The 12,716-nt window shown below is 61.0% G+C and carries 11 protein-coding genes; 2 read left to right on the top strand and 9 right to left on the bottom strand.

The genetic code is table 11. The features are described 5' to 3' along the window. Positions 1 to 23 precede the first annotated feature (23 nt). From EET67_RS20970 to EET67_RS21000, 7 genes are all read right to left on the bottom strand, one after another. The gene (locus tag EET67_RS20970; RefSeq protein WP_128628170.1) at positions 24 to 1,235 is read right to left on the bottom strand and encodes an ABC transporter substrate-binding protein; all 1,212 of its coding nucleotides are present in this window, start codon (positions 1,233 to 1,235) and stop codon (positions 24 to 26) included. 348 nt (positions 1,236 to 1,583) lie between these two features. Continuing rightward, complete coding sequence (locus EET67_RS20975; protein WP_128628171.1) at positions 1,584 to 3,209, bottom strand: AMP-binding protein; 1,626 nt, start codon at positions 3,207 to 3,209, stop codon at positions 1,584 to 1,586. Between the two features lie 3 nt (positions 3,210 to 3,212). After that, complete coding sequence (locus EET67_RS20980; protein WP_128628172.1) at positions 3,213 to 4,370, bottom strand: acyl-CoA dehydrogenase family protein; 1,158 nt, start codon at positions 4,368 to 4,370, stop codon at positions 3,213 to 3,215. 1 nt (position 4,371) lies between these two features. Next, positions 4,372 to 5,184, bottom strand: coding sequence for an enoyl-CoA hydratase family protein (locus EET67_RS20985; RefSeq protein ID WP_128628173.1), 813 nt, complete (start codon positions 5,182 to 5,184; stop codon positions 4,372 to 4,374). Next, a complete protein-coding gene (locus EET67_RS20990; RefSeq protein ID WP_128628174.1) occupies positions 5,177 to 5,674 on the bottom strand; it encodes a MarR family winged helix-turn-helix transcriptional regulator in 498 nt (165 codons plus the stop codon). Before EET67_RS20990 ends, EET67_RS20985 begins: the two co-directional genes overlap by 8 nt. Then, a complete protein-coding gene (locus tag EET67_RS20995; protein WP_128628175.1) occupies positions 5,671 to 6,432 on the bottom strand; it encodes an SDR family NAD(P)-dependent oxidoreductase in 762 nt (253 codons plus the stop codon). Before EET67_RS20995 ends, EET67_RS20990 begins: the two co-directional genes overlap by 4 nt. Then, the gene (locus EET67_RS21000) at positions 6,429 to 8,729 is read right to left on the bottom strand and encodes a bifunctional salicylyl-CoA 5-hydroxylase/oxidoreductase (protein WP_128628176.1); all 2,301 of its coding nucleotides are present in this window, start codon (positions 8,727 to 8,729) and stop codon (positions 6,429 to 6,431) included. The genes EET67_RS20995 and EET67_RS21000 overlap by 4 nt, the downstream gene beginning before the upstream one ends. Before the next feature lie 167 nt (positions 8,730 to 8,896). Between EET67_RS21000 and EET67_RS21005 the strand changes: the two genes are divergently transcribed. Then, positions 8,897 to 9,727, top strand: a complete 831-nt coding sequence (locus EET67_RS21005; protein WP_128628177.1) for an alpha/beta hydrolase — start codon at positions 8,897 to 8,899, stop codon at positions 9,725 to 9,727. A gap of 45 nt (positions 9,728 to 9,772) precedes the next feature. Next, the gene (locus EET67_RS21010; protein WP_128628178.1) at positions 9,773 to 10,009 is read left to right on the top strand and encodes an Lrp/AsnC ligand binding domain-containing protein; all 237 of its coding nucleotides are present in this window, start codon (positions 9,773 to 9,775) and stop codon (positions 10,007 to 10,009) included. 48 nt (positions 10,010 to 10,057) lie between these two features. Here EET67_RS21010 and EET67_RS21015 read toward each other — a convergent pair whose 3' ends face one another. Both EET67_RS21015 and EET67_RS21020 read right to left on the bottom strand, forming a co-directional pair. Beyond that, positions 10,058 to 10,822, bottom strand: coding sequence for a heme ABC transporter permease (locus EET67_RS21015; RefSeq protein WP_128628179.1), 765 nt, complete (start codon positions 10,820 to 10,822; stop codon positions 10,058 to 10,060). An 86-nt stretch (positions 10,823 to 10,908) separates the two neighbouring features. Then, positions 10,909 to 12,684, bottom strand: a complete 1,776-nt coding sequence (locus EET67_RS21020; protein ID WP_128628180.1) for a glucan ABC transporter ATP-binding protein/ permease — start codon at positions 12,682 to 12,684, stop codon at positions 10,909 to 10,911. Between the last annotated feature and the right edge of the window lie 32 nt (positions 12,685 to 12,716).

Here is a 12,716-nt window from a genome sequence, read left to right on the forward strand (position 1 = left end):
ACCTCCTGCTTTTGGTATCTTTTTTACTGGGTCTTGGCGTCCTTGAAGCCCTTGCCGTCGACAACCATGTGAATGACGTTGCCCGGCACGTCGCCATTCTTGTCGAATTCATGGCTTCCGGAGGCGCCTTCGTAGTTGATGTCCTTGCCTTCGGCGAGCAGCTTCTTGGCCTTTTCCCACTCACCGGGAAGAATGACCTCGCCCGGCTCGGACGACACCTCGCGCAGGGCCGCGCTAAGGCCCTCGCGCGTATCCTTGCCGACCTTCTGGATGGAAAGCGCGATCAGGAATGCCGCGTCGTAGGACTGCGCGCCGAAGCTGGAATTCGGGTCGAGACCCGCATCCTTGGCGAGCTTGTTATAGACCTCGGTGCCCGGGCTGGTGGTGTTGCCGATACGCACGCCGACCATGCCGTCCAGCTTGCCTTCGCCGATATTGGTCACGATCGCATCGCCGACCATGCCGTCGCCGCCGGCAAACTTGTTGAAGTCGCCGCCTTCGAGCGCCTGGCGGATAATGGTCGAGCCCGAACCGTCGACATAGGCCAGCACGACCAGCAGTTCGGCACCGGAGGCCGAAAGCGAGCCAATCTCGGCGCGATAATCAGCCTTGTTGTCCTCATGCGCTTCCTTGGCCGAAACCGTGCCGCCAAGCGCCTTGAAAGAGCTTTCCAGCGCGTCGGCGAAACCCTTGCCATAGTCGTTGTTGACATAGGTGATGGCAATATTCTCATTGCCCTGATCCTTCAGGATCTTGGCCAGGACCTCGCCGCTATAGGCGTCCGACGAGGTGGTGCGGAACACCAGATCCTTGTCGTCGAGGCCCGTCAGCGCCGGCGAAGTCGCGGCAGGCGAAATCAGAAGCACACCGCCTGGAATGGCGGCGTTGTTGGCAGCCGCAATCGTCTCACCCGAGCAGAGCGGACCGACAAGTGCGGTCACCTTTTCGGAATTGACCATGCGGTCGGCAGCATTGGAAGCCGCCGTTGCGTCGGCGCAGGTCGAGTCAGCCGAAATGAAGTCGACCTTCTGGCCGTCCAGGATTCCGCCCTGTTCATTGACCTGCTTCATTGCGAGCTCGGCAGCAGCGAAGATCGGCGGCACGAGGCTTTCGATCGGTCCGGTGAAGCCACCGAGGAAGCCGACCTTGACATCGGCATTGGCGTAGGCGGTGCCGGCCAGCAATGCGGCACCAAGCGTGGCAGACGCCAGCAGCCGTCTGGTGATGGATTTCATTTTTCTCTCACTCCCTGTGTATTTACGAGACGCTACAGCGCAGCTCGGCACGACCCCTCGTGCCTGCATGCAACTATGCTCGGCTTCGTTCGCAGGCGCCAGTCAGACGAAAAAAATAGGCGTATGCTCCCGACCCTGATCAGTTCTTAGAGAACTGCATCGTTTCGAACAAGAGCCTTGAGGTAGAGGTCATTTAATATGCTCAACGCAGCTCCAGCAACGACTCAAAGCTCGACTTCGAAGGCTCTGATCTCGTGCAATAAATCCAATTTCCAGCCTAAGCCGGTGTCTCTTCCTCCGGTCATGACTTCCAGCCGGACAAGCGTGGCGAAGCCTTGGTTACTGGCGTCAGAGCGGCCTTTTCTGCTTGAGCACGAAACGCTGGATCTTTCCGGTCGCAGTCTTGGGCAGTGCCTCGATGAACCTGACCGAACGCGGATACTTGTATGGCGCGATCGTCTGCTTGACGTGGTCTTGAAGCGCCTTGGCAGTCAGGTCATTTGCCTCGACGCCTTCGGCCAGTACGATATGGGCCTCGACAATCTCCCCCCTCGCCTCATCGGGAGCGCCGATGACGGCGCATTCGGCGACGAATTCATGCGCCAGAAGAGCCGCTTCGACCTCCGGTCCGGCAATATTATAGCCGGCCGAAACGATCATATCATCTGAACGGGCAGCAAAGTGGAAATAGCCTTCCTCGTCCTGCCAGAAGGAATCGCCGGTCAGGTTCCATCCATTGCGCACATAAGTTTTTTGGCGGTTGTCGGCGAGATAACGGCAACCCGTCGGCCCGCGTACCGCGAGCCGGCCTATCTCGCCGCGCGCTACCTCGTTCATCTCCTCATCGACGATCCTTGCCTCGTAGCCGCCGACCGGCTTGCCGGTCGAGCCCGGAGCCGAGTCGCCGAACCGGTTGGAGATGAAGATATGCAGCATTTCGGTCGAGCCGATGCCGTCGAGCATCGGCTTTCCGGTCTTCTTCATCCACGCCTCGTAGACCGGCGCCGGCAAGGTTTCGCCGGCCGACACGGCGGCGCGCAGTGAACTCAGGTCAGCGCCCTCGTCCATCGCCGCCAGCATGACGCGATAGGCAGTCGGCGCGGTGAAGCTGACCGTTGCCTTGTAGGTCTCGATGATCTCGATCATCTTGGGCGGCGTTGCCTGTTCGAGCAGCGTCGCGGCCGCGCCAAAGCGCAGCGGAAAGATCGCAAGGCCGCCGAGGCCGAAGGTGAAGGCCAGGGGCGGCGAGCCGACAAACACGTCTTGCGGCGTCACCGACAAAACCTCCTTGGCATAGGCGTCGGCGATAATCAGCAGATCGCGATGGAAATGCATCGTCGCCTTGGGTTCGCCAGTGGTGCCGGAGGTGAAGCCGAGAAGGGCCACATCATCGCGGCTTGTCGGCACGGCATCGAATTTCACCGGCTTGTCGAGCGCTATACGGTCCAGTTCGGCGTCGTGGTTCGCGGTGCCGTCGAAGCCGATCACCTTTTTGAGAAAGCGGCTTTCCTTGGCGCATGCGACGAGTTCATCCTTGATGCGCGTATCGCACAGGGCGAACTCGACCTCGGCCTTGTCGACGATCTTGGTCAGTTCGCCGGCGCGCAGCATCGGCATGGTGTTGACCACGACCGCGCCTGCCTTGGTGGCGGCGAGCCAGCAGGCAACCATAGCCGGATTGTTGGCCGAGCGGATCAATACGCGGTTGCCCGGCTTGACGCCGTAATTCTCCACCAGCGCATGGGCGATACGGTTCGACCAGTCGGCCAGTTCCTTATAGGTGCGGCGGCGGCCATTGCCGATCAGGGCCGTATTGTCGCCAAACCCCTTGGCGACCAAGGCATCCGATAATTCGTAGCCGGCATTCAGCGTCTGCGGATAGTCGAAACCGTCGAGCAGCAGGTCGGGCCACTGGTCGGCCGGAGGCAGGTTGTCGCGTGTGAATGTGTCGATATGCGCCGATGGTCCAAGCATCTGTCACCCCCTCCCAAGGGTTTGCCGGGCGATGATGACTTTCTGCACATCCGAAGCGCCTTCATAAATTCGAAGCGCCCGGATTTCGCGGTAGAGGCTTTCGACGACGCTGCCCTTTCGTACGCCGTCGCCTCCATGAATCTGCACGGCCTTGTCGATCACGCTCTGGGCGCGATCGGTGGCATAAAGCTTGGCCATCGCCGCCTCGCGGCTGACGCGGGCAGCACCTTTGTCCTTCAGCCAGGCGGCGCGATAGACCAGCAATGCCGCAGCATCAATATCGAGCGCCATGTCGGCGATGTGGCCTTGCACCATCTGCAGCTCGGACATCGGCGCGCCGAACAATTCGCGGGAGGCTGCGCGCGCGAGCGTCTCGTCCAGCGCGCGGCGCGCGAAGCCGAGGGCGGCCGCCGCAACAGTCGAGCGGAACACGTCGAGCACCGACATGGCGATCTTGAAGCCCTCACCCGGCCTGCCGACCAGCGCCGATTTCGGCACGCGGCAGTTGGCGAAGGAAAGGCGCGCCAGCGGATGCGGCGCGATCACCTCCAGCCGCTCGGCGATTTCAAGGCCCGGCGTGTCGGCCGGCACGATAAAGGCCGATATGCCCTTTGCCCCCGGTCCCTCGCCGGTGCGTGCGAAAACCGTGTAGACATCAGCGATGCCGCCGTTGGAAATCCAGGTCTTCTCGCCGTCGAGTATATAAAAATCGCCGTCAGCGCGCGCGGCAAGATCGAGATTGGCGACGTCGGAGCCGGATTTGGGCTCGCTCAGCGCGAAGGCCGACAAAGCCACACCGCGTCGCGTCTTCGCCAGCCATGCGTGCCGCTGCTCCGCCGTGCCGAACAGCGACAAAGCACCGGTGCCCAGCCCCTGCATGGCGAAGGAAAAATCGGCCAGCCCATCATGTCGGGCCAGCGTCTCGCGGATGATGCACAGGCTCCTGACGTCGAGCCTGCTTGTCTCATCCTCCGGATCGACGGCCGAATGCAGCAGCCACCCACCCTCGCCCAGCTTTGCAACCAGTTCGCGGCAGGCGCTATCGACGTCGCCATGGTCGATATTGCCCAGATTGGCCGACGCCCAATCCTCCAGCGCATCCGCCAGTTCGCGGTGACGCGACTCGAAGAACGGCCAATCCAGGAAGCTGCGGTCGGCCATATCAGTTGCCTTCGAACTTTGGCTTCTGGTGCGCGACGAAGGCATCATAGGCGCGCTTGAAGTCAAGCGTCTGCATGCAGATCGCCTGCGCCTGCGCTTCGGCCTCGATCGCCTGTTCGATCGACATCGACCATTCCTGGTTGAGCATCGTCTTGGTCATCATATGACCGAAATTCGGACCGTCGGCCAGACGCCTTGCCAATGCCAAGGCTTCGGCATCGAGCGAATCCGCACCAACCAGCCGATTGAAGAAACCCCAGCGTTCTCCTTCCTCCGCGCTCATGGTGCGGCCGGTATAAAGAAGCTCGGACGCGCGCCCCTGGCCGATGATACGCGGCAGGATCGCACAGGCGCCCATGTCGCAGCCAGCAAGGCCGACGCGGGTGAACAGGAATGCCGTCTTTGCCTCCGGTGTCGCAAGCCGCATGTCAGACGCCATGGCGATGATGGCACCGGCGCCGACACAGACACCATCGACAGCCGCGATGACCGGCTTGCCGCAATTGACCATCGCCTTGATCAGGTCTCCGGTCATGCGGGTGAATTTCAGCAGGCCCTTCATATCGAGGTCAAGCAGCGGCCCGATAATGTCATGGACATCGCCGCCAGAGCAGAAATTACCGCCATTGGAGCCGAACACCACGGCCTTGATGTCGTCGGCATAGGCAAGCGCGCGGAACACATCGCGCAGTTCGGCATAGCTGTCGAAGGTCAGCGGGTTCTTGCGCTCGGGGCGATCGAGCGAGATGACGGCAATGCCATCCTCGGCACGCCATCGGAAGTGCTTTGCCTCATAGCCAGCCATGTCAGTCATTTTCTTTACTCACCTTGCCTGTCAATTTAGGGGAATGTCCGACCGCATCGAGGATTGCGATCATGCGTTCGCAGTCGCTCGGCGGCAGGTCCTCCAGAATGGCTCCCACCCATCCGGCATGGGCATCGGCCAACACCGAGAAGCGATCACGCCCCTTCTTGCTCAGGCGCACCAGCGTGGCCCGCTTGTCGCCTTCTACCGGCACGCGCAGCACCAGCCCATCCAGCGCCAGCCTTTCAACAATGCCGGTCACATTGCCGTTCGAAACGCGCAGTGCGGCCGAAAGCTCGCTCATCTTCAGGCCTTCGTCGAAGCGGTAGAGGGCTGCCAGAACATCGAAGCGCGGCAAGGTGGTGTCATATTCCTCCCGCAGCCGCTCGCGGATCGTTGCCTCCACCAGCTTCGTTGCCTTCAGCAGCTTCAGCCACAGACGCAGGCGCTGCCTGACCATCTGCGGGTGACCCGCCGTCGCCAATTCCTCGCCGCTCATATTTCACCCCCGGAGACAGATAGCGCCTGCCCCGTTATCGAACCCGAATGCGGGCCGCACAGGAACAGCACGCTTTCAGCCACTTCTTCCGGCAGCACGAACCGCTTCTGAGGATTGGCGGCAGTCAGGGCCGCAACCGCCTCGTCGCGGCTCTTGCCGGTCTTTTGCATGATGTTTTCAATTGAACGCTCAAGCATCGGCGTCAGCGTGAAGCCGGGACAGACGGCGTTGACGGTAATGCCCGTCTCGGCAAGTTCGAGCGCCAGCGAGCGCGTCAGCCCGATGACGCCGTGCTTGGCGGCGCTATAGGCCGACACATAGGGATAGCCCTTCAGCCCGGCCGTCGAGGCAATCGAGATCAGCCGCCCCTGTCCACGCTTCCTCATGCCAGTGAGCGCCTGCTGGAAGGTGAGGAAGATGCTGGTGAGGTTGACATCAAGCATCTGCCGCCACAGCTCAAGGCCGGTGCGGTGGAAGGGAGAACTTTCGGCGGCGCCGGCATTGGCTACGACGATGTCGAGTTCACCGACCTCAGTCGAAATGCGCTGGAACAGAGAGCGCACCGATGCCTCATCGGTGACGTCCGCCGTCATTGCCCTGACACCCGGCAAGGCGGCAGCAGCCGCCTCCAGCGGCTCCATGCGCCGGCCGGAAATGACCACGGTTGCCCCTGCTTCCGACAAGGCGCGCGCGATTGCCGCCCCCATGCCGGAGCCGCCACCCGTCACCAATGCGCACTGGCCCGAAAGGTCGGTCATACCACCCTGTCCTGTGCTGCCATTTCAGCCGCCCGCTCTGCCAAACGACGCAACTGGTCGCGCCCCGGCAGATAGGGATCGGGCCATTTTTCGACGGTGTCGCCAAGTGCGGCGGCGGCACGCAAGGTCCAATAAGGATCGGTCAGATGCGGCCGCGCCAGGCAGACCAGATCGGCACGGCCGGCCAGCAGGATCGAATTGACATGATCCGGCTCGTAGATATTGCCGACGGCAATCGTCGCCATGCCGGTTTCGTTGCGGATACGATCGGAAAACGGCGTCTGGAACATGCGGCCATAGACCGGCTTGGCCAATTCCGTCGTCTGACCGGCAGAGACGTCGCAAATATCGACGCCAGCCTCTTGCAGCATACGCGCGATCTCGACGGCCTCCTGCGGGGTGACGCCATCGGCGCCGACCCAATCATTGGCCGAGATGCGCACCGAGATAGGCTTGTGGCGCGGCCAGACCTCGCGCACCGCATGATAGATCTCCAGCGGATAGCGCATGCGGTTTTCCAACGATCCGCCATAATCATCCGTGCGGTTATTGGTTACCGGCGTGATGAAGGACGACAGCAGATAACCGTGCGCAGCATGGATTTCGAGCATGTCGAAGCCGCAGCGGTCGGCCATCTCGGCAGACGCGACGAACTGGTCGCGCACCATGTCCATGTCGGCGCGGGTCATCGCCTTCGGCGTCTGGTTTTCAGAAGACCACGGAATCTCGGAAACGGACAGCACCGGCCAGTTGCCCGCCGGCAACGGCTTGTCTGTGCCTTCCCAGCCGACGCGGGTGGAGCCCTTGCGGCCGGAATGGCCGATTTGCGCGCAAATCTTCGCCTGCGTCTCGTTGTGTACGAAATCGACAATGCGTTTCCAGGCGACCTCGTGTTCAGGCGCATAAAAGCCAGGGCAGCCCGGCGTGATGCGGCCTTCCGGACTGACGCATGTCATCTCTATATAAAGAAGCCCCGCCCCGCCCTTGGCGCGTTCGCAATAGTGCACCAGATGCCAATCAGTCGGCGTGCCGTCGACGGCCTTGTATTGCGCCATGGGCGAGACGACGACGCGGTTCTTCAGCTCCATTTCGCGCAGGCGGAAGGGTGCGAACATCGGGGCGCGCTGGGTGCCTTCGGGCGCGCCGGCACGTTCCTGGAACCACGCCTCGGCACTTTCCAGCCACGCCTTGTCGCGCAGACGCAGATTTTCATGGCTGATGCGTTGCGAGCGCGTCAGCAGCGAATAGTTGAACTGGACCGGATCGAGATCGAAATAGCGCTCGACATCCTCGAACCACTCCAGCGAGTTGCGCGCCGCCGATTGCAGGCGCAGCACCTCGGTGCGACGCTCGTCCTCGTAGCGTGCAAAAGCCTGTTCCAGCGTCTTTTCCGTGTGGACGAGTTCAGCAAGTGCGATTGCGCTTTCCAGCGCGAGCTTAGTGCCCGAACCGATCGAGAAATGCGCGGTCGCCGCCGCATCGCCGAGCAGCGCCATGTTTTTGTACGACCAGCGCTTGCACAGAACACGCGGGAAGTTGAGCCATGCCGACCCACGAATATGGTTGGCGTTGGTCATCAGCTCGTGGCCGTCGAGATATTTGGCGAAGATGCGCTGGCAGACCTCGATGCTCTCCTGCTGGCTCATATCGCCGAAGCCGAATTTCTCCCAGGACGGGGTACTGCATTCGACAATGAAGGTCGCCGTGTCGTTGTCGAACTGGTAGGCGTGCGCCCAGACCCAGCCGTGCTCGGTCTCCTCGAAAATGAAGGTGAAGGCGTCGTCGAATTTCTGATGCGTGCCAAGCCAGACGAATTTGCAGGTGCGCACGTCGATATCCGGCTCGAATTGCGCCGAAAATTCCGTCCGCGCCCGCGAATTCAGGCCATCTGCGGCCACAACCAGATCATATTCGTCCAAAAACGGAGCGATTTGCTCGATATTTGTCTGGAAACGCAGTTCCACACCAAGTTCCCGCGCCCTTTGCTGCAATAAAAGCAGCAATTTCTTGCGGCCGATGCCGCAAAAACCATGGCCTGTGGAAACCGTCTTGGTGCCTTTGAAGTGGACAGCGATGTCGTCCCAATAGGCAAAATGCGATCGGATAGCGGCAGCGCTCGGCGCATCATTGGCCGCCAAATTGGTCAGGGTCTCGTCGGAAAGCACCACTCCCCAGCCGAACGTGTCGTCAGGCTTGTTGCGCTCGATGACCACGACCTCGCAATCGGGGTCGCGCAGTTTCATGCTGATCGCGAAATAGAGGCCCGAAGGCCCGCCTCCGAGACAGGCGATCTTCATCAGCAAACTCCCTATGATTGCTCGAAGGATGGCACCGCATCCGGATAATTTCAAGCATGAAATTTCATGCTTGAAATTATTGGAATACGCCTTGCGTTGCCATCGATCCATGTGCTCATTGGCAAGATGCATCCACGCATCATGGCGCGTGGCGGGAGCGAGCAAGGATGACGAGAACTTCGGCAATCGACTGGGACGACGCCTATTCGAATGCGGCGCACATTCCAGACGGCCTCTCCTATGCCGGGCGCTGGACCGCACAAGCTGCGGCGTTTCGTGAAAAGCTTCTCGGCACCAAGCGCATGCGACTGGACATCCCCTATGGGGAGCATGAGCGAAACCGGTACGACCTTTTCCTGCCCGAAAGTAAGCCCAAAGGCCTCGCGGTCTTCGTCCATGGCGGCTATTTCATCGCGACCGACAAATCCACATGGTCGCATCTGGCTTCGGGGGCGCTGGCCCATGGCTATGCCGTGGCAATGCCGTCCTATGTGCTGTGCCCCGATGCCTCCATTCCGGAAATCACCCGCCAAGTCGCCGCGGCGATAACAACTGCAGCCGATGAAATCGCCGGCCCGATCCATCTTGCCGGTCATTCGGCCGGCGGGCATCTGGTCACGCGAATGAGTACGGTCACCACGCCGCTGGATATGGAAACTGCCGGGCGGATCCAAAAAACGGTATCCATTTCGGGCCTGCATGACCTGCGGCCGCTACGCAATACCAAGATGAACGAGTTACTGCGACTTGACGCCGATACGGCGCGCGCAGAGAGCGTGGCCCTGCTCGACCCGATGCCCGGCACAGACCTTTCCTGCTGGGTGGGGGAGGATGAACGCCCGGAATTCTTGCGGCAGAATGCTTTGCCGGAAAATCTCTGGAGCAGCTTCGACGTCCATGTGTCGACCGTTGAGGAGCCTACCCGCCACCATTACAATATCATGGATGGGCTTACCGATCCCAACCACGGGCTGGTACGCACATTGCTCAAGCTGTAGAAGGCGCATCAAGCGCCGCCATTACCGAGAGTGACCGGAGGTTTTATGCAAACCGTATTCGTCCAGCTGCAGTGCAAGCCGGGTCAGACCTATCAGGTGGCTGACGAACTCTATGAGCGCGAGGTCGTGTCCGAACTCTACTCCACGAGCGGCGACTACGATCTGCTGATGAAGATCTATATCGAGGACGATGTCGATATCGGCAAATTCATCAATGAGAATGTCGCCAATGTGCCCGGCATCATGCGCTCACTGACGACGCTGACCTTCAAGGCCTTTTGAGCAGGCACTTTGCGACTTGAGTCAAGGCGCTCGACCAAGCGATTGACTTTACACCGTTTTCCGATCGGCACGCCGCGCCGCAACATAGCGCATAGCCATCACGCGGCGGCGCAATATCTCGGTACGCATCGCCATCACATGCATCGTGAAGAACAACACGGTGACGCCGAGCGCCATGACGGCCAGCGGCCAAAGCAGGCTGGGGTGGATGGTCGGGCCGTCGAGCCGGAACACGGATGCAGGCTGATGCAGCGTGTTCCACCACTCGACCGAGAATTTTATGATCGGGATATTGACGAAGCCCACCAGCGTGATGATTGCCGCCGCCCGTGCTGAGCGGGCCGGATCGTCAAGCGCGCGCGTCAGCGCAATGATGCCGAGATACATCAGAAACAGGACGAAGACCGAAGTCAGCCGGGCATCCCAGACCCACCAGGTCCCCCACATCGGCTTGCCCCAGATCGAGCCGGTCACCAGCGCCAGTGCGGTAAAGGCGGCACCGATGGGGGCGGCTGCCTTCAGCGAGACGTCAGCCAGCGGATGACGCCAAACAAGCGTGCCGAGGGCAGAAACCGCCATGAGCGAATAACACATCATGGCGATCCACGCGAAAGGGACGTGGATATACATGATGCGCACGGTCGAGCCCTGCTGGTAATCAAGCGGCGCTGTGAAGCCCATATAGAGCCCCGCGCCAAGCAGGATCGCTGCCATGCCAGCCAGCCACGGCACCAGCCGGTCGGCCAACGCCAGAAAGCGCGTCGGATTGGCAATGTCGATCCAGCGGCCGGGCCGCGTGCTGATGTCGCTCATGGCGATCTAATTAAACCGCCTGCGATGTGTGCGCAATGCGGGGGGTCGCCGCAGGCGGCAACCTCCCCAGCCGTGGGACCTGCCCGTCAGGCCGCCTCGTTGTGCATCGAAACATGGCTGAGGCGCCGCACTTCCTCGTCGTTCAGCAGGCCGCCGGCACGCAGCAAGGCGGCAAAGCGTCCATTGGTCGCCGAGAGGTCGTTGAAGCCGCCCATCTCGATGATGCGCCCCTGATCCATGAAGACGACCAGATCGGCATCGCGAACGGTGGTCAGGCGATGGGCGATGATGAAGGTGGTGCGGCCCTGGCGAACACCGTCGATCGCCTCCTTGACACGCGATTCGGTTTCGACGTCGAGGGCGCTGGTCGCCTCGTCCAGGACCAGGATCGGTGCATCTTTCAGGATGGCACGGGCAATGGCGATGCGTTGGCGCTCGCCACCGGAAAGCTGGCCGCCACGTTCGCCGACCTTGGTGTCGTAGCCCTCGCTCTTCGACAGGATGAATTCCTGGGCAGCGGCTGCCTTGGCAGCCGCATGTACATCGATATAGCTCGCGTCCTCACGCCCGATACGGATATTCTCCTCGATCGAGCGGTTGAACAGGCCTGCATCCTGAAACACCGTGGCGATGGACTGACGCAGCGATTTGCGCGTGACCGTGCGCGTATCGACGCCGTCGATGAGGATTCGTCCCTGCTGGGGCGTATAGACACGCTGCAACAGATTGATCAGCGTCGTCTTTCCGGCCCCCGTGGGGCCGACAATGGCGATCGTCTGGCCGGCGCCGACCTCAAACGAGATGTTCTGCACGCCCTGGCCGGAATTCGGGAACTCGAAACTGACGTCCTCGAACCGGATATGACCGGTGACGTTTTCCAGTTCGCGCAGGTCCGGCGCTTCGTTGCGGTCGGCAACGGAGTCTTCCAGTTCGTAGAAGGCCTCGAGCTTGGCACGCGCATCAAAGATCTGATTGGCGAAGTTCGAAATCTGATCCAGGCGACTGATCAGCAGCGATGCAAATCCGGTGAAGGCCACGATATCGCCGATCCGCAACTCGCCGCGCGAGACCAGCCATGCACCGATCATCAGCACCACCATCATGGAGATGGTAGAGGCCAGACGATGCAGCGCGCTGGCGAGAGCCCACCAATCCAGCACCGGATACTGCGCCTGGATCAGGTCGCGCACATGCGCCTGCAGCTTCCGGGTCTCCTCGCCGATGCGGTTATAGCTCTGCAGCACCGCGACGTTGTTTACGGAATCGGTCACATGCGAAAACACGTCGTGGTAATGCTTTTCAACGCGAGCCTGGCCGTCCTTGGTCTTGTGCATGACCACGCGTCCGATAAGGAGGTAAAGCGCGCCCAGCGCCAGAAGCACCGCCGACATGCGCAGATCGAGCGATATTGCGGTCGGCACCAGCAGAATCAGCGCGACCGCAGTGGTGAGATGCTGGCGCATGAATTCCAGCCACAGGCTGAACAGCGTCTCCACCGCCCGCAACATGGTGTGGAGCGCGTTGGAGGTGCCGCGCTCATGATGCCACGACAGCGGCATCGTGATCACCTGCTCGAAGGATTGGCACAGGACGCTGGCGCGGAGAGCGTGCGCCAGCCGGTCGGCGCCACGGGCAACCAAGACATAGGCCACGATGTTGAAGACGCCGAGGCTTGCCCACAAAGCAAGCGTAGGCAGGACCTCGCGCTTATCCGAAATGGAATCGATGACTCGGCCGAACAGGATCGGTTCTGCGATGGTAACGATGGCAAGTACGATATTGGCAGCGCAGATGAAAAATACGCGCTGCTTTTGGGCTGCCAGATACCGAAGCGCCCGAAAGTAAACTTCCAGCAAGGACACGGAACCCACCTCGTAAGGACTATAATTTTCTC

The sequence above is a fragment of the Borborobacter arsenicus genome, from assembly GCF_003934165.1.
Taxonomy (GTDB): domain Bacteria; phylum Pseudomonadota; class Alphaproteobacteria; order Rhizobiales; family Rhizobiaceae; genus Pseudaminobacter; species Pseudaminobacter arsenicus.

What these genes read in the sequence shown, in the direction of transcription:
- EET67_RS20970 (WP_128628170.1), bottom strand. Translation starts at nt 1,235, where the DNA reads ATGAAATCCATCACCAGACGGCTGCTGGCGTCTGCCACGCTTGGTGCC.
- EET67_RS20975 (WP_128628171.1), bottom strand. Translation starts at nt 3,209, where the DNA reads ATGCTTGGACCATCGGCGCATATCGACACATTCACACGCGACAACCTG.
- EET67_RS20980 (WP_128628172.1), bottom strand. Translation starts at nt 4,370, where the DNA reads ATGGCCGACCGCAGCTTCCTGGATTGGCCGTTCTTCGAGTCGCGTCAC.
- EET67_RS20985 (WP_128628173.1), bottom strand. Translation starts at nt 5,184, where the DNA reads ATGACTGACATGGCTGGCTATGAGGCAAAGCACTTCCGATGGCGTGCC.
- EET67_RS20990 (WP_128628174.1), bottom strand. Translation starts at nt 5,674, where the DNA reads ATGAGCGGCGAGGAATTGGCGACGGCGGGTCACCCGCAGATGGTCAGG.
- EET67_RS20995 (WP_128628175.1), bottom strand. Translation starts at nt 6,432, where the DNA reads ATGACCGACCTTTCGGGCCAGTGCGCATTGGTGACGGGTGGCGGCTCC.
- EET67_RS21000 (WP_128628176.1), bottom strand. Translation starts at nt 8,729, where the DNA reads ATGAAGATCGCCTGTCTCGGAGGCGGGCCTTCGGGCCTCTATTTCGCG.
- EET67_RS21005 (WP_128628177.1), top strand. Translation starts at nt 8,897, where the DNA reads ATGACGAGAACTTCGGCAATCGACTGGGACGACGCCTATTCGAATGCG.
- EET67_RS21010 (WP_128628178.1), top strand. Translation starts at nt 9,773, where the DNA reads ATGCAAACCGTATTCGTCCAGCTGCAGTGCAAGCCGGGTCAGACCTAT.
- EET67_RS21015 (WP_128628179.1), bottom strand. Translation starts at nt 10,822, where the DNA reads ATGAGCGACATCAGCACGCGGCCCGGCCGCTGGATCGACATTGCCAAT.